Genomic DNA, 21,649 nt, shown 5'->3' with positions numbered 1-21,649 from the left:
GGGCCTGCGGGAGGGGCGGAAAATTATCGGTGATTCGGACGTTTGTGCTGGTCGGGCGGCATTTCCGGGCTGTGACAAGGAAGTCGGCGGAATCCGGGGTTCAGCGGGGCTGCCCGGCGGGGCGCGGATCTCCACCAAATCTGCCCGTGCCGGTCACGGTCGCTCCACCCCCTGGGCTCTCGCGCGCCCCGTGCACCCCACGCGTCACCAGGGCTCACGGCAGCGGCCTGTGCAGCAGGTCGCCACCGGCCAGGATGGCATCGGCCAGCGCGTCCGCAGCCTCCTGTGCACGGGAATCCCGCCGGCCGTGCAGCAGGACGAAGTCCACCCCGCCGAGGTCCGGCAGCCCGCAGGCGCGGGGCGGCACCCGGACCAGACCGGCCGGAATCAGCCCCTGCGCGTGCGCCATCACCCCGAGCCCGGCCCTGGCCGCCGCCACCAGACCGCTCAGCGATCCGCTGGTACCCGCCACCTGCCACGCCCTGCCGTGCCGCTCCAGCACGTCGAGCACCCTGGCCCGGGTGAGCCCCGGTGGCGGGAAGGCGATCAGCGGCACCGGGCGGCGCGGGTCGAGCCGCAGCCGCTCGCCGCCGATCCACACCAGCTTGTCCCGCCAGACCAGCCGCCCGGGTCCCTCCGGGCTGTGGCGCTTGGCCAGGCACAGGTCGAGGCCGCCCACGTCGAGCCGCTGGTGGAGGGCGCCGGACAGCTCCACAATCAGCTCCAGGTCCACCTCGGGGTGGTCGCGCCTGAAGCCCGCCAGGATCTCCGGGAGCCGGGTCGGCACGAAGTCCTCCGACACCCCGAACCGCAGCCGGCCACGCAGCCGGGTGCCGGCGAAGAAGGCCGCCGCCCGTTCGTTGGCCTCCAGGATCGGCCGGGCGAAGCCGAGCATCGCCTCGCCGTCCTCGGTCAGCTCCACCCCGTGGGTGTCGCGCAGGAAGAGCCGGCACCCGGCGGTCTCCTCCAGCCGCCGCACATGCTGGCTGACCGTGGACTGCCGCAGCCCGAGCCGGTGCGCGGCCTGTGTGAAGCTCAGCGTCTGCGCGACGGCGAGGAACGTACGCAACTGGACCGGCTCGAACATGGCCGCACGTTATCGCGGTGCGTGATGGCAGTCAGGGCGGTAACCGGCCAACCTGATCGCACGCCCACCGCCCGCCCTACCGCTCATGGCGCGGCCCCGCGTACCGCCGTGCGGCCCCCGGCCGATGTCACATTCCGCGGGGTGCCGTCCGTCGCACCGGCATGACGAACGACACCACCGCACACCGGGCCCCCGCCAGGACCGTCCTGCTGGCCGGAGCCACCGGAGTACTCGGCCGGCACATCAGCCGGGCCCTGGCCGCCGCAGGCCACCGCGTGGTCGGGCTCGGCCGGGGCCCCGCCAACGACCTGCGCGCCGACCTCACCGACCGCGACGCCGTGCTCCGCGCGGTGGCAGGGCAGCACGCCGACGTGGTGGTCCACGCGGCGACCGCCCTGCGCAAGCCGCCCGTACGGCACGCCGACATGGACGCCACCGACACCCTGCGCACCGTCGGCACCGCCAACCTGCTGGCCGCGGCGCGCGAGGTCGGCGCCCACCGCTTCATCGCCGAGTCCATGGTCTTCGGCTACGGGTACGGGGACCACGGCGACCGGCCGCTCACCGAGGCCGGCGCACCCTTCGCCCCGCCCGGCGCCACCCCGGCGCTCGAACGCCACATCGCCGCCATGCGCACCAAGGAGGAGCTGACCCTGGGCGCCGACGGCATCGACGGCATCGCCCTGCGCTTCGGCCTCTTCTACGGCCCCGGCGGCACCGAGGCGCTGCTCCCGATGCTGCGCAGGCGCGTGCTGCCGGCCACCCCCGACCGCGGCCTGGCACTGCCCTGGGTCGAACTCACCGACGCGGCCGCCGCCGTGGCGCTCGCCGTCGACCACGGCACCCCCGGGCAGGCGTACAACATCGCGGACGCCACGCCCCTCGGCTTCGGCAGCCACCTCCGGCTCGTCGCGGACGCCTTCGGGCTGCCCCGGCCGATGACGGTGCCGCGCTGGACGATGCGCCCGATGGGCTACGTGCACGCCGTGCTCGGCTCGAACCTGCGGGTCGACAGCACCCTCGCCGCGGCGGAGTTGGGCTGGCGGCCGGTGTACCCGGACGCCAGGGCGGGCCTGGCGGCGCTCCTACGGTCCACGGAAGCCGGCGGTCACCGCCGCAACGCGCAGACCACCAGCACGGCGAGCGCCCACGACGCGAAGAGCGAGTAGGCGAAGAGCTCGCGGCCGCGGTCGCCGGCCCGCAGCTGGCGCAGCAGCACCCAGCAGAAGTACACCGTCTCGGCGGCCCCGCCCGCGACACCGTAGGCGGGGCGCCAGATCCCGGCGAGCACCGCCGCCGTGGCCGCGGTGTGCAGCACCCCGGCGCCCGTCACCACCCAGGAGTTCCTGCCGTCCCGCAGCCCCAGCCTGGTCAGGCTGTCGAGCCGCTCCACCCCCGGGCCGAACCGGGTCAGCGCGGCCAGCGCCGAGGGCACCACCTCGAGCAGCAGCAGAACGGTCAGGGCGGCACTGAGGGCGAACACGCCTGGCTCCTCGGACGGTCGTACGGGTCGGACCGGTTCAGTGTGCCGGTTCGGCCGCCAGTGCGATACGGCCTTCGCCCGCGTAGACGTTCATCGAGTCGCCGCGCAGGAAGCCGACCAGGGTCAGCCCGCTCTCCCTGGCCAGGTCCACCGCGAGCGAGGACGGCGCCGAGACCGCGGCAAGCACCGGGATGCCGGCCATCACGGCCTTCTGCGCGAGCTCGAAGGACGCCCGGCCCGACACCATCAGGATCCGGCCGTCCAGCGGCAGCCCGCCGTCCCGCAGCGCCCGCCCGACCAGCTTGTCCACCGCGTTGTGCCGCCCGACGTCCTCGCGCAGGTCGAGCAGTCGGCCGTCCGCGGAGAAGAGCGCGGCGGCGTGCAGTCCGCCGGTCCTGTCGAAGACCGCCTGCCCCGCCCGCAGCCGCTCCGGCAGCACGGCCAGCAGCTCGGGCGTCAGCCGCGGCAGTGCGGTGTCGGCGATCGGCAGCCGGGTCGCGGTGCGGACCGCGTCAAGGCTGGCCTTGCCGCACAACCCGCACGAGGAGGACGTGTAGACGTTGCGCTCCAGGCTGATGTCGGGCATCGGCACCCCGGGCGCGAGCGTCACGTCCACCACGTTGTAGGTGTTCGCGCCGTCGGCCGTCGCGCCGGCGCAGTAGACGACGTTGGCGACCTCGTGCGCCGCCGCGACCACGCCCTCGCTGACGAGGAAACCGGTGGCCAGGGCGAAGTCGTCACCCGGCGTGCGCATCGTGATCGCCAGCGGGCGGCCGTTGAGCCGGATCTCCAGCGGCTCCTCGGCGACCAGGGTGTCGGCCCGGTGGGCGGCCACCCCGCCGCGTACCCGCAGCACCCGGCGCCGCTCCGTGACCCGTCCCATCGGTCCTCACTCCCTCCGCGGCCGTCCACGCCCCGGCCGTACACCCGGGCGGGGTGTCATAGGGTGATCGGGACCGTGCAGCCGTGCACCACGGATCTACCAGGATGGCAGAGAGATGAGCGACCAGCCGACCGCCGAGCACACCCTGGTGGGTGACGAGCAGGCACTCCAGCGCCTGAGGGATCTGCGCGGCAGCATCGACAACCTGGACGCCGCCCTGGTGCACCTGCTTGCGGAGCGCTTCAAGTGCACCCAGCAGGTCGGCGAGCTCAAGGCCGCCCACGACCTGCCGCCGGCCGACCCGGCCCGCGAGGCCGACCAGATCGCCCGGCTGCGCCGCCTCGCCGAGGACGCCAGGCTCGATCCGGCGTTCGCGGAGAAGTTCCTGAACTTCATCATCGACGAGGTCGTCCGCCATCACCGCGCCATCGCCGCGCGCCCCCAGCAGGGCGACGGGAATCGCAGGTGAGAAGCACTGCCGATCCTTGGTATCGTGGAGCCTGTCACCACGACCCGGCGGTCGCGGCGGCACACCCGGTCCGGGTGGCGGAATGGCAGACGCGCTAGCTTGAGGTGCTAGTGCCCTTTATCGGGCGTGGGGGTTCAAGTCCCCCCTCGGACACACGGCAACACGGCACAGCTCGGAGAACGTCCGGGTCGGTATCCACTTCCGACCCGGACGTTCTGCTGTCCTGGGCCGCATGCGCCTCGGGAGCGCCCGCAGGCCGGCCGCGGTCGGAGCCTGACGCGGCTGCGGCCCTTGGGCCGCCCTGGTGGAGCGCGGCCGGCCGTGCCCGGGGAAGACCTCGATGTGCACGGCACCCGCGGCGTTGAGGCCGAAGGACGCGCCGGAGCCGGCGAGCAGGAAGTCGTGTACGGCGGCCCGTGCGCCGGTGGCGCGGAAGACCACCCGGCCGTCCCGCGAAAGCGTGGTCCGGTCGGGGCCCGCCGACACGTCACAGCTGCGGCCCCGCACCGCACGTCGGCGACGGCGTCGGTGCCCGGCAGCGTCAGCGAGGACAGGACGGTTCCCGCCGGTGCGCAAGGAAGCACGGCTGCTCGCACGTCACTCCCGTTTCCCGGCTTCTCGGTACAACTGCTGGCGCAACACGGCTGTCTGACGGACAGTTGGCTGCGGGAGCCGTGCGCTCCCCGGTCCTGAGGGGGCGCCATGACAAAGCCGCGGCTCCAGGCCACCGCCGACGATCTGACCAGCCTGGCCGGCGACCTGGACAGCATGCAGAGCCATCTGGAAACCCAGATCAAGAAGCTGAACGCGCTGGTGGACGCCGCGGAGAAGGGCTGGCGCAGCCCGACCGCGAGCATCTACCGGGACCTCCAGCGCAGCGTCAACACCGACGCCGTCACCGTCCGGCGGATGCTGGGCTTCATCGAGGAAGCGGTCCGGATGAGCCGCGACGGCTTCAGTGCCGGGGACCTGGAGACGCTGGAGTCCTTCCGCGCCCTCGCGATCCCCTCGGACGGCGCGCCGCCGCTCTTCTCTCCCGCCCTGCCCGCCGCCGCCCCGCCCCCGGCAGCACCGCGCAGCCGGGTCGCGGACCTGTAGGGCGGGTCCGCCGGATGGACGGCGGGACCCCGCGGGCACGCCCTCCCGGCCGGACCCGCCGGCTGCCGAGGAGAACAGTCCACCTGGGGGCCATGTGACACACGACGAAGGCATCTCGGTCGACTTCGGCACGCTCGTGCACCTGTCGTCCGAGATGGAGACCATTCTCAAGGACCTCACCGACCACCTCGACGAGCTCTACGCCCGGGCGGCCCGGATCGTGCGCGGCTGGGAGGGCGAGGCCCGCGACATGTGCGTGGACAGCCTCGACCGGTGGGACGGGGCGGTGCAGGACATGCAGGGCGCGCAGAGCTGGCTGCACGAGCTGGTCGTCACCGGCCACATCAACTACGACGCGGCGCACAAGGCGGTGCTTCGCGGCTGGGGCGGCGCCTGATGGGCGGCGACGGCCTGCCGGACGCCAGGGAGCGGGCGGACCAGCTCAAGCGGCTGGAGACGGCGTCGCCCACCGGCTCCGGCGGCTTCGACGTCAGGCCGGCGAACCTGTACTACACGTCCTACCGGATCAGGGACGAGCAGTTCGCATTCGACACCGTCGCCAGGAACCTCGTGCACGCCCTCGCCGACCACCGGCAGGTCGCGGGGAACGGGGAGGGCCCAGGTGCCTTCGCTGACGCCTACCGCAAGGTGGCCAAGCGCTTCCTCGAGGTGTGGGCCAAGAGCGTGGCGAGCATCGGCGGCGCGGCCGTGGGCTTCACCGTCACCGCCAACAACTACGCGGCCGCCGACTGGTTCGTCGTCCACAAGCAGTCAGGACCGCCCCCCATGCGGCAGCCGCCGGTGGTCATCGAGACGCCGCCGGACTACGGGGAGGTCCCCGACATCAGGTGGCGGGGCACGAACGCCGACTCCGACTGGGGGATCGTCCGGGCACTCGGCCACATCCCCGACTTCGTGGCCGACCACGTGGAGAAAGTGATCGACGAGGGCCTCAGGCTGGGCGGCCTGTACGAGATCACCCCCGGCATGACGGACGGCCTGGGCGCGGTGGGCGACCAGTGGAAGGTCTGCGGCGCCGCCGTGGTGAAGACCGGCGAGAACCTGACCGGGGAGATCGGGTACATCACCGACGACAAGAACGACGAGTGGCAGAAGGCGATGCGCTCCTTCTGCCAGACGATCTGGGGCACCACCGCATGGGGCAAGACGCGCGGCGAGCCCTCCCAGCCGTGGAAGACCAGCACCAGCTCGACCCTCCGCGTGCAGCGGCGCCCCATCATCACGGTGCTCGACGACACGGCGCTCGCGATCGAGAAGGCATGCCAGGACGCCCTGGCGGCGCAGAAGACCCTGCGCGACATCGTCGTGCCCGCAGCGGTCGAGGCGGCCAAGCTGATGATCCAGGACACCGCCAAGAGCTTCGAGAACCCGCTGCGGGACATCTTCGACACCGTCAGCGGGGGCGCTGCCCTGGTCGCCCAGATGGTCGCGTCGTTCAGGTCGCACATGCCCTACGACCGGATCCACACCGCCGTCGACACCTTCCAGCAGGCCTGCCACGCACTGGCGACCGAGCTGTCGGGCCGGATGACCTCACTCGACGAGGCATATCTGAGCGCGCCGACCTTCCAGGCCGAGGAGGCCAGGAGCGAGGGCTTCGGCGCCCGCTCCCTGAACGACTTCAAGCACCAGCACAAGTGGACGGTCCAGGGGGACCCCGCCAGCGGCCACACCTACCCCCTGGACCTCGCGAACCAGGAGTACATGGGCGGTGCGCACGGCATCGACAAGCACGTGGGCAAGACCGACGAGCAGCTGGCCCAGCGGCTGCGGGACCAGGGCGGCATACCCGGCGCGTCCTCGTACAAGGACCTGTCGGACGCCCAGAAGTACACCCAGCGGTGCCTCGACATGAGGTCGGAGGAGATCAAGGACTTCCTCGACTCGCCCCCACCGCCCGACACCAAGACGCTGAACGCCGACTTCGGTTCCGACGGGCCGGTCACCGGGCGCAGCATCTCCAAGGACGACTACGCCAGCGACCCCCAGCACCCGCGTGTCTCGGAACTGCACGGCGTCCAGGTGGTGATCAAGCGTGATCCAGGCCTCGACCCGCCGTTCATCGTCACCACCTCGACCCCCGACTGATGCCGTCGACCGCCTGAGGTGACGCGGGAATCAGCCGAGGTCAGCGCAGATCGGTGATCTCCGGCGCGAAGACCGTGCCGAGCGGCTCGGGGCCCACGTACTGCTGGCAGTTGCACTGCTGCGGCGAGTACTGGAGCGGCTTGCGCTCGGCGTCCCACAGCGCGGGCGCCTCGACGACCTCATGGCACTTGCCGTCGTCCTTGCCGTGCATCGCCAGGTGGTGCGTGCAGCCGCAGACCGGCTCCGGCGGGCGGTTCGCGGCCGTCAGCGCGTGCTGCCGGCGCTCCTCGGCCTTGATGACTTCGAGCTTGCGCTTGTGCCGCATCTTCGTCGCGGCGCTGAGCTTGTCCCCGATGAAGCCGCTGCCGAACAGCAGAACCGGAATAATCCACCACAGATTGTCCACGCCTGACCACCCCGTCCCGTTGTGCGCCTCAGCATATAGCCGCCGTCGGACGGCTGTTCGGCGCTCGGCCCCGGGCGTCACGGCCGCGGCGCGCGGATCACGGCAGGCGCGGCCGTCCGCCGACCACCTCCACCGCGGCGGCGCCCGCCGCGCAGCCGGCCGCCAGCGCCGCCGCCGGATCCGCGCCGGCCAGCCGGGCGGCGAGCAGCCCGCCGGTGAAGGCGTCGCCCGCCCCCGTGCTGTCGACGGCGGTCGCCGCCACGGCCGGCGTACGCGCGGTGACGCGTCCGCCGTGCGCGGCCAGCGCGCCGCCCGCGCCCAGCGTCACCACCACGGTCCCGCCGCAGCGGCTCAACCGGGCGGCCGCTGCCGCCGGTTCCGCCGTACCGGACAGCAGCGCCGCCTCGGCCTCGTTGGGCAACAGCAGATCCGCGTCCGACACCAGGTCCAGGAAGCGCGGCACGCCGAGGCCGCGCAGGAAGCCGGCGGACGCCGGGTCGACGCTCACCGGAAGGCCCAGGGCGCGGGCGGCCTTGCCGACCACGGCGGCAAGTTCGCGGCCCGGCTCGCAGAAGAACAGGTAGCCGGACAGGTGGACGTGGCCGACCCCGTCGAGCAGCGCCTCGTCCCAGTCGGCGGGGCCGAGCCGGAAGGCGGCGCCGCTGTCGGTGACCAGGGTGCGTTCCGCGTCTGCGCCGACCAGCGCGATCACCACCGCGGTGGGCCGCTCCCCGTCGACCCGCAGCGCCGCCTCGACGCCCGCCGCCGTCAGGGCCGCGCGGTGCCAGTCCGCCGAGTCCGCCCCCGCCCTGGCCAGCAGCCGCACCCCGGGCGCACCCCGGTACGCCACGTTCGCGCCCGCGCCACCGGGCAGCACCGCGATACGGGCCGCGGTGTCGGTATCCGCGGCCAGCGGCTCCGCGTGCCTGGCCACCACGTCGGTCACCACGTCGCCGACCACCAGCAGGCCGCGCCCCGCGCCGCTCACCGCTGCCGCGACCAGGCGACGGCGATGTCCCCCGCGAGCGCGACGTTGCCGCGGACCGCCGCGAGGTTCGCCTCGAGCGACGCGCCCTTTGTGTGCTCGGTCAGATACCCGAGCAGGAAGGGCGTGATCGCCTGCCCGGTGACCCCCTCGCGCTCCACCGCCGCGAGCGCCTCGGCCAGCACCCGGTCGTGCAGCGCGCGGTCCAGCTGGCGGTCGGCCGGCACCGGGTTGGCGACGATCAGCGCGCTGTCGTGGCCGCCGAGCGCGTCCTGGCCACGCATCACCGCGGCGACCTCCCGCGCCTCCCGCACCGTCCAGTCCACCGGCTCGCCCGAGTCGGTCAGGTAGAAGCCGGGGAAGCGGCCGGTGCGAAATCCCAGCACCCCCACGCCCAGCGTCTCCAGCCGCTGCAGCGTCGCGGGCACGTCGAGGATCGACTTCACGCCCGCGCACACCACGGTGATCCGGGTACGTGCCAGCAGCGCCAGGTCCGCTGACTCGTCCTGCACCTGCGCCCAGCCGCGGTGCACCCCGCCGAGGCCGCCGGTGCCGAACACCCGGATCCCCGCCCTGGCCGCCAGGAACGCCGTGCCCGACACCGTCGTCGCACCGCTCGCGCCGGCCGCCATCGCCGGTGCCAGGTCGCGGAAGCCGAATTTGCGCAGGTCCGGGTCCCGGGCGACCCGCTCGACCTCCGCATCGGTCAACCCCACCCGGGGGACGCCGTCGAGCACCGCGACGGTGGCAGGCACCGCGCCGGCCTTTCTGACGATCTCCTCCAGCTCCCGCGCCACCTGCAGATTGCGCGGCCTCGGCAGCCCGTGCGCGATGATCGTCGATTCCAGCGCCACGACGGGCTGCCGCCGGCTGAGGGCGTCCCTGACCTCGCCCGAGGTCACGACCCCGGCCACACCTGATTTCTCCATGCCCCCTACCTGGCACCCCTCGCCCACCCGCAAACATCCCCTTCGGGGCCGCGAGGGAGTGCACCCGGCGATATGGATTTGGCGTGAGCGCGACTCACGCGTAGTGTGATGTTCACCGACGCGGGGTGGAGCAGCTCGGTAGCTCGCTGGGCTCATAACCCAGAGGTCGCAGGTTCAAATCCTGTCCCCGCTACGAATCGGAAGGGCCCGAAGCCTCAAGCTTCGGGCCCTTCCGCTGTCAGTGGCCGCCTCAGCGCCGCCGCCGCCCGCCACTGCGCTCGGCCGGCCGGTAGGGCGGAACGTCGCGACCCGGCTGGAAGTGTGCCCCCTGCCGGATGCGCCGGACGACGATCACGCAGTCCGCGACGGCGATCGCGGCGATCGCCGCGCACAGGGCTGCCCAGCCCGGCTGGTCGAAGAACGCGAAGCCGATGGCTGCTCCGATGCCCCACATCAGGCCGCACACGGCCAGACCCAGCCGTAGCCGCAGCGGGCTGCGGGCCTGTGTCGGTTCGTATCCGGTTCTGCGCATCGCGCGCCTCCCTCCCCTCCAGCATCCACCCCGCTGCGCCAGGACGGAACCGCGGCGCCGCCGGGAGGCCGTCCGCCCCGGTCAGCGCCCCGGCGGCTCGCGGAGCACCTGGTCGAGGACGGCGGCCCACTGCCGGACGACACGGCCGCGCCGGACGGAGTCGTCGCTGAGCAGGTTGGCCAGGCCCAGGCCGCGGGCCATGTCCAGCGTCGCCTGCACGGTCTCCCGCACGCCGGGCCGCGACTCGTCGGCGCCGAGGAAGTCGGCCGCGAGGCGATGCGCCTCGCGGCCGATCCGCGCCTCGAGCGCCGTCACCCCCGGGCGCAGCCGCTCCTCCGCGGTGGCCGCCGTCCACAGGTGCAGGGCGGCCCTGAAAAGCGGCCCGGTGTGGACCGCCACCAGCATGTCGACCACCGCGTACGTACGGTCGGGTCCCTCCCGGGGCAGCGCGCGGGCGCGGTCGCGCACCGCGGTCAGCCACTGCTCCGCCATGTGGGCGATGGCCGCGGTGAAGAGTTCCTCCCGGGTGGGGAAGTGGTGCTGCGCCGCACCGCGGGAGACCCCGGCCCTGGCGCAGACGACCGCGACCGTGCTGCCCGACCAGCCGTGCTCGGCCAGGCAGGAGACCGCGGCCTCCAGGATGCGCAGCCGGGTCGCGCGGCTGCGGTCCTGCTTGGGGGAGCGGTCTGCGGCCGTGCGGCCGGCCACGGGGCTCACAGCGCCCATGGCGGGTCCCGGCGCTCCATGGCGGCCCTGACGCCCTCCGCGGCCTCCGCCGACGCGAAGAGCCGGGCGCTCTGCTGCTGGAGGTGCTCCGCCTGCGACGCGATCGTCTCCCGCAGCGCCGCCGCGGTGAGCTCCTTCGACGCCGCGAGCCCCTGCGGGGACGCCGCCCGCAGCCCGGCGAGTATGCCCTCCAGCGCCTCGTCCCAGGCGGTGACCAGGCCGATCCTGACCGCCTCCGCGGTGTCGAAGGTCTCGCCCGTGAGCAGGTAGCGGGCCGCGGCCCGCGGATCCGCGCGAACCAGCACGGGCAGCGAGGCCACGGACGCGGCGAGCCCGAGGCGTACCTCGGTGAACGCGAAGGTGGCCGCGCTGCCGGCGACCGCGATGTCGCAGGCCGCGAGTAGCCCGAGGCCGCCCGCCCTGACGTGGCCGTCGGCCCGCGCCACCACCGGTTTGGACAGGGTGGCGATCCGGCTCATCAGGCCGACCAGCAGCGCAGGCCCGCGGTGCACGCCGTCCGCCCTGAGGTCGGCGCCCGAGCAGAAGGTGGTGCCGGTGTGGGTGAGCAGCACGGCCCTGACCCCGGGGTCGCCGTCCGCGGCGTCCAGGGCGTCGGTCAGCTCGGCGATGAGCGCGGCGGACAGGGCGTTGCGGTTGTGCGGTGAGTCCAGGGTGAGGACGGTGACGGCGCGGTCGGTGTGCCGGCGCACCTGGGGTGCGGTGGTCACGGCGGACTCCTTCACGTCGGGCGGCGGGCGTCGCCCGCCGCCGGCCTTCCCGCGGGCGGGCGGTCGGTAGGCGGCATGCCGCTCAGTACGACTTGGGCAGCCCCAGGCTGTGGTGTGAGACGAAGTTGAGGATCATCTCCCGGCTGACCGGGGCTATCCGGCCCACCCGGGACGCGGTCAGCAGCGAGGCAAGACCGTACTCGGCGGTCAGCCCGTTGCCGCCGAGGGTGTGCACCGCCTGGTCGACGGCCTTCGCGCAGGCCTCCGCCGCCGCGTACTTGGCCATGTTCGCGGCCTCGCCCGCGCCCATGTCGTCGCCCGCGTCGTAGAGGTGGGCGGCCTTCTGCATCATCAGCCGCGCCAGTTCCAGCTCGATGTGGGCCTGCGCCAGCGGGTGGGCGATGGCCTGGTGGCCGCCGATGGGCGCCGACCAGACCTGCCGGGTGCGGGCGTAGGCCACGGCCCGGTCCAGGGCGTAGCGGCCCATGCCCAGGGAGAAGGCGGCGGTCATGATCCGTTCGGGGTTGAGCCCGGCGAAGAGCTGGAGCAGGCCAGCATCCTCGTCCCCGACCAGCGCGTCGGCGGGCAGCGCCACGTCGTCGAGGAACAGCCCGAACTGCTTCTCCGGCGCGGACAATTCCATCTCGATCTGCCGGAAGTCGAAGCCGGCGGTCTCCCGTTCGACGAGGAAGAGGCACGGCTTGAGCTTGCCGGTACGCGCGTCCTCCGTGCGGCCGACGATCAGCGTGGCGTCGGCGATGTCGACCCCGGAGACGAAGACCTTGCGGCCGGTCAGCAGCCAGCCCCCGGTGTCCGGGTCGCGGCGGGCGGTGGTGGTGATGCGGTGCGAGTTGGACCCGGCGTCCGGCTCGGTTATGCCGAACGCGATACGCAGCGATCCGTCCGCGAGCCCCGGCAGCCAGCGCTGCCGCTGCGCCTGGGTGCCGAAGCGGGCGATGACCGTGCCGCAGATGGCGGGGGAGACGATGAGCAGCAGCAGTGGGCAGCCCGCCGCACCCAGCTCCTCCAGCACGATGGACAGTTCGGCGAGCCCGCCGCCACCGCCGCCGTACTCCTCGGGCAGGTTGACGCCGAGGTAGCCCAGGTCCGCCGCCTCCTGCCAGAGCTCGTCGGTCTGCCTGCCGGCCTTCACCGCGGCGGTGAAGTAGTCGCGGCCGTAGCGGCGGCCCAGCGCGCCGACGGCCTTGCGCAGGGCGCGCCGCTCCTCGGTCTCCAGCAGTGCGCTGTCGAAGGTGCTGCGGACGGTGCTCATGGTCCTGTCTCCTCCTTGACGACGGCGAGTACGGCGCCGAGCTCGACCTGGCGGCCCACGTCGGCGGTGAGTTCGAGCAGGGTGCCCGCGGCGGGGGCGGCGATCAGGTGCTCCATCTTCATGGCCTCGAGCCACAGCAGCGGCTGCCCCGCCTCGACCCGGTCGCCGGGGGCGAGCCCCGCGGTCCTGACGACCGTCCCGGGCATCGGCGCCCGCAGCGAACCCGGCGCCGCGGACTGCTCGGGGTCGGGGAAGCGCGGCAGCACCGTGAAGGCCGCCGACCCGAACGGCGAGTCCACGAAGGTCCGTTCCGGATAGGCGGTGACCTCGAAGGTCCGCAGGACACCGCCGGTCTCCAGCGCCACCCGGCCGGCGTCGGCGCGCACCAGCCGTGTGCCCTCGAAGCCGTCCGCCGTGAGGCCGTCCCGGTCCAGCCGGTAGCCGATGTCGTACGTCCGCCCGCCGGGCTCGCTCCGGTAGCGCTTCAGCTGAGGCTGCGAAGGGACGTTCCGCCACCCGCCGAGGCGTACCGGCACCGGCGCGCCGGCCGCGCCCGTGCGCCGGGCCGCGTCGGCGAGCGCCGCGGCCAGCGCCGCGATGCGCTCGGTGCCGTCCGCGGGCTCGGGCTCGGGGGCGAGGCCGAGCGCGGCGGCGTGGCGTTCGAGGAAGGAGGTGTCCAGCCGGGCGGCGGCGAAGTCCGGGTGCCGCAGCGCACGGACCAGCAGGTCCCGGTTGGTGACCGGGCCGTGCAGGCGGGCCCGCTCCAGGGCGTGCGCCAGCCGGCGTACCGCCTCGGCGCGGGTCGGCGCCCACGCGATCAGCTTGGCCAGCATCGGGTCGTAGTGCACCCCGATCCGCTCCCCGCCGACCACCCCGGAATCCAGTCGCAGCCCCGACTCGCGCCCCGGCGGCACCGTGAACCGCGCGTCCACGCCCGGCACGTCGAGCAGGTGCAGCACCCCCGGCTGCGGCTGCCAGCCGCGCGCCGGGTCCTCCGCGCACAGCCGGGCCTCCACCGCGTGGCCTCGCGGCTGCGGCGGCCGCTGCGGCAGTGCGGCGCCCTCGGCGATCCTGATCTGCCACGCCACCAGGTCGAGCCCGGTGACGCACTCGGTGACCGGATGCTCCACCTGGAGGCGGGTGTTCATCTCCAGGAAGTACGGACGGCCGTCGGCCGAGACCAGGAACTCCGCGGTGCCCGCGCCCCGGTAGCCGATCGAGCGGGCCGCGCTGACCGCCGCCTCGTGCAGCGCTGTGCGCAGCGGCGCGGCAAGACCGGGCGCCGGGGTCTCCTCGATCACCTTCTGGTGCCGCCGCTGAAGCGAGCAGTCCCGGTCGCCCAGCACCCACACCGTGCCGTGCGCGTCGGCGAGCAGCTGCACCTCGACGTGCCGGGCACCCTCCGCGTACGGCTCGACGAAGACCTCCCCGTCGCCGAAGGCCGCCGCGGCCTCGGCCCGCGCCGCCGACAACTCCCCCTCCAAGGAGGCCACATCACGTACCACCCGCATGCCGCGCCCGCCGCCGCCCGCCGCGGCCTTCACCAGCAGCGGCAGATCCGCCGCGGTCACCGCAGCCGGGTCGAGCGCCGCGAAGACCGGTACACCGGCCGCCGACATCAGCTCCTTGGCCCTGGTCTTGGACCCCATCGCCTCGACCGCCGCCGCGGGCGGCCCGATCCACACCAGCCCCGCCGCCTCGACCGCCCGGGCGAAATCGGCGCTCTCCGACAGGAAGCCGTAGCCCGGGTGCACCGCGTCGGCGCCCGCGGACAGGGCCGCGGCCACCAGCAGATCCGCCCGCAGGTAGGTGTCGGCGGCCGTGTCACCGGGCAGCCGTACAGCGGCGTCGGCCTCCCGTACGTGCGCGGCGCCCTCGTCGGCGTCCGAATGCACCGCGACCGTGGCGATGCCCAGCCCGCGGCAGGTGCGGAAGACCCGCCGGGCGATCTCGCCCCGGTTGGCCACCAGCACAGAACCGATCGGCGTGCCCATCGGCCCGCCCCCTCCCCATCGCCCGCCGACCGCCCGCGGGAAGCCGTCACATACGGAAGACCCCGAAACCGCCCCGCGCGCCCTCGACCGGCGCCCCGTGCACGGCCGACAGGCACATGCCCAGCACCGTCCGGGTGTCGCGCGGGTCGATCACGCCGTCGTCGTAGAGCCGCCCCGACAGGAACATCGGCAGCGACTCCGCCTCGATCTGCTGCTCCACCGCCGCCCGCAGGCCGGCGTCCGCGTCCTCGTCGTACGGCAGTCCGCGCGCCGCCGCCGACTGCCGGGCGACGATCGACAGCACCCCGGCGAGCTGGCTCGGCCCCATCACCGCGGACTTGGCGCTCGGCCAGGAGAACAGGAAGCGCGGCTCGAAGGCCCGCCCGCACATGCCGTAGTGCCCGGCTCCGTAACTCGCGCCCATCAGCACCGAGATGTGCGGGACCCGCGAGTTGGACACCGCGTTGATCATCATCGCGCCGTGCTTGATGATGCCGCCCTGCTCGTACTGCCGGCCCACCATGTAGCCGGTGGTGTTGTGCAGGAACAGCAGCGGGATGTCCCGCTGGTTCGCCAACTGGATGAACTGCGCGGCCTTCTGCGACTCCGCGCTGAACAGCACACCCTGCGCGTTGGCGAGGATGCCGACCGGATAGCCGTGCACCTGCGCCCAGCCGGTCGCCAGGCTCGGCCCGTACAGCGGCTTGAACTCGTCGAAGGCCGAACCGTCCGCGATCCGCACGATCACCTCGCGCGGGTCGAAGGGGGTGCGCAGATCGCCCGGCACGATGCCCAGCAGGTCCGCCGGGTCGAAGAGCGGCGGCTCCGGGTCGGGTCGCGGACCAGGCCCCGGCTTGCGGATGTTGAGCCGCGCCACCACCCGGCGTGCGGTACGCAGCGCGTCCGGCTCGTCCAGCGCGAAGTGGTCGGCCAGTCCTGAGATCCTGGCGTGCATGTCGGCGCCGCCCAGCGACTCGTCGTCGCTCTCCTCGCCGGTCGCCATCTTCACCAGCGGCGGGCCGCCGAGGAAGACCTTCGCGCGCTCCTTCACCATGATCACGTGGTCCGACATCCCCGGGATGTAGGCGCCGCCCGCGGTCGAATTGCCGAAGACCACCGCGATCGTCGGGATTCCGGCCGCCGACAGCCGGGTCAGATCACGGAAGAGGGCGCCGCCGGGTATGAAGATCTCCTTCTGGCTGGGCAGATCGGCGCCGCCCGACTCCACCAGGCTCACCACGGGAAGCCGGTTGGCGAAGGCGATCTCGTTGGCCCGCAGCGCCTTCTTCAACGTCCACGGGTTGCTCGAACCACCGCGCACCGTCGGGTCGTTGGCGGTCACCATGCACTCGGTGCCCTCGATCACCCCGATCCCGGTGACCAGGGAGGCGCCGGTGGCGAAGTCGCTGCCCCAACCGGCGAGCGCGGACAGTTCGAGGAAGGGCGTGTCCGGGTCGAGCAGCAGCTCGATCCGCTCCCGGGCGAGCAGCTTGCCGCGGGCGCGGTGCCGCTCCTGGTACTTCGGGCCGCCGCCGGCCAGCGCGTCGGCGTGGGCCGCGGCCAGTTCCCCGAGGCGCGCGGTCATCGCGGCGGCGCGCTCGGCGAAGTCGGGGCCGCCGACGTCGAGTACGGTCATCAGGCCGTTGCCCCCCTGGACGGCGGCCGGTCGGCGCCCGGCGGCCCCGCGAAGGCCTGCACCAGCGACAGCCAGACGTCGGCGTCCGGGCCCTCCGCAAGCAGGGCCACGTCGTCGCGGTGCCTGCGGCGCACGGCCAGCAGGCAGAAGTCGAGCGCGGGCCCGGTCACCCGCTGGGTGGCGTCCGCCGGACCGAAGTCCCATGACGAGCCGTCGGGAGCGGTCAGTTCGACCCGGAACTCCTCGGCGGGGGCGGGCCTGCCGTGCACGGCGAAGGCGAAGTCCCGCGCGCGGACGCCGATCCGGGCGACGTGCCGCAGCCGGGCGGTCGGCTCACGGCGCACCCCGAGGGCGTCGGCCACGTCCTCGCCGTGCGCCCAGGTCTCCATCAGCCGGCCCGTGGCCATCGACGCGGTGCTCATCGGCGGTCCGAACCACCCGAAGCGAACCCCTTGCGGCTGCGCCGCCAGCACCTCCCCGAGCCGGGCGCGGCCCTCCCGCCAGCGCGCGAGCAACTCACCCGGGGGCATTTCCGCGCCCCGCCGGGCACCCATGTCGACGTAGGTGTCGAAGTGGGCTGCCGCGACCTCGAACTCGCGGGCGAAGCCGTCGGGGTCGAGGACCGCCATCAGGGCGCGGCGATCGGTCCAGGCCAGATGGGCGATCTGGTGCGCGATCGTCCAGCCCTCGGCCGGGGTCCGCTGACCCCAGCCTGCCGGATCCAGCCCGGCCACCAGCGCGTCGAGCTCCGCGCTCTCTGCGGTCAGGTCCTCCAGGACGGGCATGTGCATGAGCAGCACCCCCTGCGTAGGCGTGGCCCCCGAGGCTCCCAGCCCACCCCGAATCATTCAAGCCCGCACGCTTGATTTTTTTCCCGCCCCCCAAGCCCCCCTGCCAGGAGCGCGAGGAACAGCGCCCCCATCCACGACGCCGCTGCGGCTACCGACACACCCCAAGGGGCACCCCGCCAGGGGTGCGAGGAACGGCGCGCTCAGCCACGACGCGGCGGCGGCTGCCGACGCACCGCGAGGGGCACCCCGTGAGGGGTGCGAGGAACGGCGCGCTCAGCGACGATGCGGCGGCGGCTACCGACGCACGGCAAGGGGCACCCCGTGAGGGGTGCGAGAACCCTCGTGGCCCCGCGGATACTCACGCACGGCGAGGGGCACCCCGCCAGGGGTGCGAGGAACGGCGCGCCCAGCGACGACGCGGCGGCGGCTGCCGACGCACGGCGAGGGGCACCCCGTGAGGGGCACGAGAACCCCCGTGGCCCCGCGGATACTCACGCACGGCGAGGCCCACCCCGTGAGGGGTGCGAGAACCCCCGTGGCCCCGCGGATACTCACGCACCGTGAGGGGCACCCCGCCAGGGGTGCGAGGAACGGCGCGCTCAGCCACGACGCGGCAGCGGATACTCACGCACGGCGAGGCGCACCCTGTGAGGGGTGCGAGAACCCCCGTGGCCCCGCGGATATTCACGCACCGCGAGGGGCACCCCGCCAGGGGCGCGGGGAACGGCGCCCCAGCGACGACGCCGCGGCGGCTGCCGGCGCACCGCAAGGGCCCCCCGCCAGGGGGACGTGGGGCCGGAGCCCCACGCCCGCCACGACCAGCGGAAGGTCAGGACTTGGCGCGCCGCGCCAGAAGAGTGGCGCGCTTGGTGTCGAACCGCACCGCCTGTTCGTTCAGCCCGCCCATGAAGAGGCCGAGCTCCTCCTGGGCCTTGAGGCCTTCGGGGCCCAGCCCGGAGACCTCCAGCACCTTCAGGTGCCTCAGCACCGGCTGCAGCACGTCGTCGTGGTGGATCCGCAGGTTGTAGATGCCGCCGATGGCCATCCGCGCGGCGGCCCGCTCGAAGCCGGGCATGCCGTGGCCCGGCATGCGGAAGGCGACGACGACGTCGCGGATGGCCTGCATCGCCAGGTCGGGCGCGAGCTGGAGCGAGGCGGCCAGCAGGTTCCGGTAGAAGACCATGTGCAGGTTCTCGTCGGTGGCGATCCTGGCGAGCATGCGGTCGCACACCGGGTCACCGGACTCGTGGCCGGTGTTGCGGTGCGACACCCGGGTGGCGAGCTCCTGGAAGGCCACGTAGGCGACCGAGTGCAGCATGCTGTGCCGGTGGTCGTGCTCGAAGCCCTCGGACATGTGCATCATGCGGAAGCGCTCGAGCTCGACCGGGTCGACGGCCCTGCTGGTGAGCAGGTAGTCGCGCATCACGATCGCGTGCCTGCCCTCCTCCGCGGTCCAGCGGTGGACCCACGTGCCCCACGCGCCGTCGCGGCCGAAGATCGTGGCGATCTCGTGGTGGTAGCTGGGCAGGTTGTCCTCGGTCAGCAGATTGACCACAAGAGCTATCCGGCCGACCGCGGAGACCTTGGACTGGTCGGGCGCCCACGCCTCGCCGTCCATGATGCCGTCGAAGTTGCGGCCGTCGCTCCACGGCACGTACTCGTGCGGCATCCATTCCTTGGCCACCCCCAGATGCCGGTTGAGCTCGCGCTCGACCACCTCTTCCAGCGCGTAGAGCAGCGCGGTGTCGCTCCAGACGTCGGGTCGGGCGAGGTGGGTCGAGGTAACGGTCACGGGTGCTCCTGGGGACGGGAGAGGGGACGGGAGGGGGGACTGCGGAGGGAAACGGGGACACCTACGCTGTCGTAAGTTACGCAACCGTAGGTTAAGCCTGCGTAAGAAGGCAACCCATCCGCCTACCTGCGAGGACCGTGCCGCGGATTATCCCGTCGTCGCAGGTGCCGGCAGCCGATAGGATCCTGGGCCTGATGAGTGCCACCCTCGTAGCCAGGAATCTCGCCGCAGGACACGGCGACCGCGCGCTGTTCTCGGGCCTCGACCTGGTGGTCGCGCCCGGGGACGTCGTCGGTCTCGTCGGCGCCAACGGCGCCGGAAAGTCGACATTGCTGCGGCTGCTCGCCGGTCTCGACACGCCGGAGGACGGCACGCTGCGGCTCAGCCCGGCCACCGCCACCGTCGGCCATCTGCCACAGGAGCCGGACCGCAGGGACAACGGGGAGACCGTGCGGGACTTCCTGGCCCGCAGGACCGGGGTCGCCGCGGCGCAGACCGCGCTGGACACCGCCACGCAGGCGCTGGTGGACGGGGCGCCGGGCGCGGACGACGCCTACGCGGTCGGCCTGGAGCGCTGGCTCGCGCTGGGCGGCGCCGACCTGGACGAGAGGGCGGAGGAGGCCGCCGCGTCGCTGGGCCTGGGCATCAGCCTGGACCAGGAGATGTACGCGCTGTCCGGCGGCCAGGCCGCCCGCGCCGGGCTCGCCTCCCTGCTGCTCAGCCGCTACGACGTCTTCCTGCTCGACGAGCCGACCAACGACCTGGACCTCGACGGTCTGGAGCGGCTGGAGAAGTTCGTCACCGGGCTGCGCGCCGGCACCGTCCTGGTCAGCCATGACAGGGAATTCCTCACCCGTACGGTCACCAGGGTGGTGGAGCTGGACCTGGCACAGCAGCAGGTCGCCGTCTACGGCGGCGGATACGCCTCGTACCTGGAGGAGCGCGCCACCGCCCGCCGGCACGCCAGGGAGGAGTACGACGAGTACGCCGACACCAAGGCGGGCCTCGAGGCGAGGGCGCGCATGCAGCGCGGCTGGATGGACAAGGGCACCCGCAACGCGCTGCGCAAGGCCCCGGACAACGACAAGATCGCCCGCAAGGCGCGCGCCGAGGGCAGCGAGAAGCAGGCGGCGAAGGCCCGGCAGACCGAGCGGCTGATCGAGCGCCTCGACAAGGTCGAGGAGCCGCGCAAGGAGTGGGAGCTGCGGATGGAGATCGCCGCGGCGCCCAGGGCCGGCGCGGTGGTGGCCACCCTGAGCGGTGCCCGGGTCCGCCGCGGCGACTTCGCCTTCGGCCCTGTCGACCTCCAGATCGACTGGGCCGACCGGATCGCGATCACCGGCGCCAACGGCTCGGGCAAGTCGACGCTGCTGGCGGCGCTGCTCGGCCGGCTGCCGCTGGACGAGGGCCGCAGCGCGCTCGGCCCCGGGGTGCTGGTCGGCGAGGTCGACCAGGCGCGCGGCCTCTTCCGCGGCGACGAGCCGCTGCTCGACGCCTTCCGCGGTCCCGCGCCCGACCTGGACCCGGCCGCGATCCGCACCCTGCTGGCGAAGTTCGGGCTCAAGGCCGACCATGTGCTGCGGCCCGCCGCCACCTTGTCGCCCGGGGAGCGCACCCGTGCGGCGCTGGCGCTGCTCCAGGCCCGCGGGGTCAACCTGCTGGTGCTCGACGAGCCCACCAACCACCTCGACCTGCCGGCGATCGAGCAGCTGGAGGAGGCCCTGGCGGCGTATCAGGGCACCCTGCTGCTGGTCACCCACGACCGGCGGATGCTGGACGCGGTGCAGACCACCCGGCGGATCGAGGTCGCGGACGGCCGGATCACCGAGCGCTGATCAGGCCGCGGGGCGGCGGGTCGGACGGCCGGATCACCGAGTGCTGATCAGGCCGCGGGGCGGCGGGTCGGACGGCCGGATCACCGAGCGCTGACCAGGCCGCGGGGCGGCGGGTCGGACGGCCGGATCCCACCCTGCTGACCCGGCTGCCGTCGCGCCGGTCACCGAGCGCTGACCTGGCCGCCGGGCGGCGGGGAACCCGATCGGCGTCGGCTGCGTCCCACCCTTGACCGAGGACGAACGGTCGCTGGGAGGAGGACGGTGATGCGCCATCCGATACGTGCCGTCGCCGCGGCGGGCGCGGCCGCCGTGCTGGCGTCCGGTTGCGGCTCGGCGGCCGGGGTGCGGGTGGTGCCGCACGATCCGGCCGGCGGCACGGACCTCTCGGCGGACTGCGGCGACGTCGTGCTCGATCTGTCGAGCAAGGACACGCCGGGCGAGATCTGCCTGAGCGTCGGCAGCACGCTGACGCTGCGCCTCGATTCCGGAGTGAAGGCCGCGTCCGAGTCGGGGGAGGCGCTGACCGAGGTCGCACCAGGCGTCTACCGGGGTGCCGCCGTGGGCGAGGCCACCCTTGGCGGCACCCGGCGGGCCTGCCCCGACGAGCCGGGCAAGGTGTCCTGCCTGGCGATCGTGGGCTGGAGCATCACGGTCGACGTCCGATGAGCGCCCCGGGCGACAGGGTGAGCCCGGGACGGCGGAGGGCCCGGGCCGGCAGTGGGGGCCGGTCCGGGTCCTCCGCTCATGCGCTGCCCTGCGGCGCGGGTGTGCGCCGGTGTCGGTTCAGCTGACGTTGAGGGCGGTGTCGTCGATCAGGAAGGAGGTGGCGAGTGAGGTGTCCTCGGTGCCGGTGAACTTCAGGGCGATGGTCTGGCCGATGTAGGGGGTGAGGC

21 protein-coding genes and 2 tRNA genes are annotated in these 21,649 nt (G+C 73.6%); 9 read left to right on the top strand and 14 right to left on the bottom strand.

The window, feature by feature from the left end; all coding sequences use genetic code 11:
* Positions 1-214 precede the first annotated feature (214 nt).
* Complete coding sequence (locus ACGFMP_RS35500; RefSeq protein ID WP_393677957.1) at positions 215-1,087, bottom strand: LysR family transcriptional regulator; 873 nt, start codon at positions 1,085-1,087, stop codon at positions 215-217.
* Positions 1,088-1,248: 161 nt separating this feature from the next.
* Here ACGFMP_RS35500 and ACGFMP_RS35495 point away from each other — a divergent pair, with 161 nt between their 5' ends.
* Complete coding sequence (locus ACGFMP_RS35495; RefSeq protein ID WP_393677955.1) at positions 1,249-2,256, top strand: NAD-dependent epimerase/dehydratase family protein; 1,008 nt, start codon at positions 1,249-1,251, stop codon at positions 2,254-2,256.
* On the opposite strand, the gene ACGFMP_RS35490 is transcribed toward ACGFMP_RS35495, so the two are convergent.
* Both ACGFMP_RS35490 and fdhD read right to left on the bottom strand, forming a co-directional pair.
* Positions 2,196-2,570 (bottom strand): hypothetical protein, encoded by a 375-nt coding sequence (locus tag ACGFMP_RS35490; protein WP_393677953.1) that lies wholly within the window; start codon positions 2,568-2,570, stop codon positions 2,196-2,198. The genes ACGFMP_RS35495 and ACGFMP_RS35490 overlap by 61 nt on opposite strands.
* A gap of 37 nt (positions 2,571-2,607) precedes the next feature.
* Complete coding sequence (gene fdhD / locus ACGFMP_RS35485; RefSeq protein WP_393677951.1) at positions 2,608-3,453, bottom strand: formate dehydrogenase accessory sulfurtransferase FdhD; 846 nt, start codon at positions 3,451-3,453, stop codon at positions 2,608-2,610.
* Positions 3,454-3,568: 115 nt separating this feature from the next.
* Here fdhD and ACGFMP_RS35480 point away from each other — a divergent pair, with 115 nt between their 5' ends.
* The 5 genes from ACGFMP_RS35480 to ACGFMP_RS35460 all read left to right on the top strand — a co-directional run bounded on the left by ACGFMP_RS35480 (position 3,569) and on the right by ACGFMP_RS35460 (position 7,129).
* Positions 3,569-3,922: a chorismate mutase gene (locus ACGFMP_RS35480; RefSeq protein ID WP_393677949.1), complete on the top strand. Its 354-nt coding sequence runs from the start codon at positions 3,569-3,571 to the stop codon at positions 3,920-3,922.
* Positions 3,923-3,990: 68 nt separating this feature from the next.
* Positions 3,991-4,075, top strand: a tRNA-Leu gene (locus tag ACGFMP_RS35475).
* A gap of 549 nt (positions 4,076-4,624) precedes the next feature.
* Positions 4,625-5,020: a WXG100 family type VII secretion target gene (locus ACGFMP_RS35470; RefSeq protein ID WP_393677947.1), complete on the top strand. Its 396-nt coding sequence runs from the start codon at positions 4,625-4,627 to the stop codon at positions 5,018-5,020.
* Between the two features lie 94 nt (positions 5,021-5,114).
* A complete protein-coding gene (locus ACGFMP_RS35465; RefSeq protein WP_393677945.1) occupies positions 5,115-5,417 on the top strand; it encodes a WXG100 family type VII secretion target in 303 nt (100 codons plus the stop codon).
* Positions 5,417-7,129, top strand: a complete 1,713-nt coding sequence (locus ACGFMP_RS35460; RefSeq protein WP_393677943.1) for an RNase A-like domain-containing protein — start codon at positions 5,417-5,419, stop codon at positions 7,127-7,129. Before ACGFMP_RS35465 ends, ACGFMP_RS35460 begins: the two co-directional genes overlap by 1 nt.
* Positions 7,130-7,169: 40 nt before the next feature.
* Here ACGFMP_RS35460 and ACGFMP_RS35455 read toward each other — a convergent pair whose 3' ends face one another.
* The 3 genes from ACGFMP_RS35455 to ACGFMP_RS35445 all read right to left on the bottom strand — a co-directional run bounded on the left by ACGFMP_RS35455 (position 7,170) and on the right by ACGFMP_RS35445 (position 9,449).
* Positions 7,170-7,526, bottom strand: coding sequence for a hypothetical protein (locus tag ACGFMP_RS35455; RefSeq protein ID WP_393678060.1), 357 nt, complete (start codon positions 7,524-7,526; stop codon positions 7,170-7,172).
* 106 nt (positions 7,527-7,632) lie between these two features.
* Complete coding sequence (locus ACGFMP_RS35450) at positions 7,633-8,523, bottom strand: carbohydrate kinase family protein (RefSeq protein WP_393677941.1); 891 nt, start codon at positions 8,521-8,523, stop codon at positions 7,633-7,635.
* Positions 8,520-9,449, bottom strand: a complete 930-nt coding sequence (locus ACGFMP_RS35445) for a pseudouridine-5'-phosphate glycosidase (protein WP_393677939.1) — start codon at positions 9,447-9,449, stop codon at positions 8,520-8,522. Before ACGFMP_RS35445 ends, ACGFMP_RS35450 begins: the two co-directional genes overlap by 4 nt.
* Before the next feature lie 119 nt (positions 9,450-9,568).
* Here ACGFMP_RS35445 and ACGFMP_RS35440 point away from each other — a divergent pair.
* Positions 9,569-9,642 (top strand) — tRNA-Met (locus ACGFMP_RS35440).
* Between the two features lie 57 nt (positions 9,643-9,699).
* Here ACGFMP_RS35440 and ACGFMP_RS35435 read toward each other — a convergent pair.
* The 8 genes from ACGFMP_RS35435 to ACGFMP_RS35400 form a co-directional block, all read right to left on the bottom strand.
* A complete protein-coding gene (locus ACGFMP_RS35435) occupies positions 9,700-9,981 on the bottom strand; it encodes a DUF6343 family protein (protein WP_393677937.1) in 282 nt (93 codons plus the stop codon).
* Positions 9,982-10,062: 81 nt separating this feature from the next.
* Complete coding sequence (locus tag ACGFMP_RS35430; protein ID WP_393677935.1) at positions 10,063-10,707, bottom strand: TetR/AcrR family transcriptional regulator; 645 nt, start codon at positions 10,705-10,707, stop codon at positions 10,063-10,065.
* Positions 10,695-11,435, bottom strand: a complete 741-nt coding sequence (locus tag ACGFMP_RS35425; RefSeq protein ID WP_393677933.1) for an enoyl-CoA hydratase family protein — start codon at positions 11,433-11,435, stop codon at positions 10,695-10,697. The genes ACGFMP_RS35430 and ACGFMP_RS35425 overlap by 13 nt, the downstream gene beginning before the upstream one ends.
* 82 nt (positions 11,436-11,517) lie before the next feature.
* The gene (locus ACGFMP_RS35420) at positions 11,518-12,708 is read right to left on the bottom strand and encodes an acyl-CoA dehydrogenase family protein (RefSeq protein ID WP_393677931.1); all 1,191 of its coding nucleotides are present in this window, start codon (positions 12,706-12,708) and stop codon (positions 11,518-11,520) included.
* Positions 12,705-14,702 (bottom strand): acetyl/propionyl/methylcrotonyl-CoA carboxylase subunit alpha, encoded by a 1,998-nt coding sequence (locus tag ACGFMP_RS35415; RefSeq protein ID WP_393677929.1) that lies wholly within the window; start codon positions 14,700-14,702, stop codon positions 12,705-12,707. The genes ACGFMP_RS35420 and ACGFMP_RS35415 overlap by 4 nt, the downstream gene beginning before the upstream one ends.
* Before the next feature lie 46 nt (positions 14,703-14,748).
* On the bottom strand, positions 14,749-16,338 hold the full coding sequence (locus ACGFMP_RS35410; protein ID WP_393677927.1) for an acyl-CoA carboxylase subunit beta: 1,590 nt from the start codon (positions 16,336-16,338) through the stop codon (positions 14,749-14,751).
* Positions 16,338-17,129: a TIGR03084 family metal-binding protein gene (locus tag ACGFMP_RS35405; RefSeq protein ID WP_393677925.1), complete on the bottom strand. Its 792-nt coding sequence runs from the start codon at positions 17,127-17,129 to the stop codon at positions 16,338-16,340. Before ACGFMP_RS35405 ends, ACGFMP_RS35410 begins: the two co-directional genes overlap by 1 nt.
* 829 nt (positions 17,130-17,958) lie before the next feature.
* Complete coding sequence (locus ACGFMP_RS35400) at positions 17,959-18,921, bottom strand: acyl-ACP desaturase (RefSeq protein ID WP_393677923.1); 963 nt, start codon at positions 18,919-18,921, stop codon at positions 17,959-17,961.
* 194 nt (positions 18,922-19,115) lie between these two features.
* Between ACGFMP_RS35400 and ACGFMP_RS35395 the strand changes: the two genes are divergently transcribed.
* Positions 19,116-20,756 carry an ABC-F family ATP-binding cassette domain-containing protein gene (locus ACGFMP_RS35395; protein WP_393677921.1) on the top strand — a complete coding sequence of 547 codons (1,641 nt, stop codon included), beginning with the start codon at positions 19,116-19,118 and terminating at the stop codon, positions 20,754-20,756.
* 264 nt (positions 20,757-21,020) lie between these two features.
* Complete coding sequence (locus tag ACGFMP_RS35390) at positions 21,021-21,422, top strand: hypothetical protein (protein WP_393677919.1); 402 nt, start codon at positions 21,021-21,023, stop codon at positions 21,420-21,422.
* Positions 21,423-21,649: the final 227 nt, after the last annotated feature.

The organism is Streptomyces sp. NPDC049040 (assembly GCF_043197715.1).
Taxonomy (GTDB): Bacteria; Actinomycetota; Actinomycetes; order Streptomycetales; family Streptomycetaceae; genus Actinacidiphila.
This window is presented reverse-complemented; position numbering and strand designations above follow the sequence as displayed.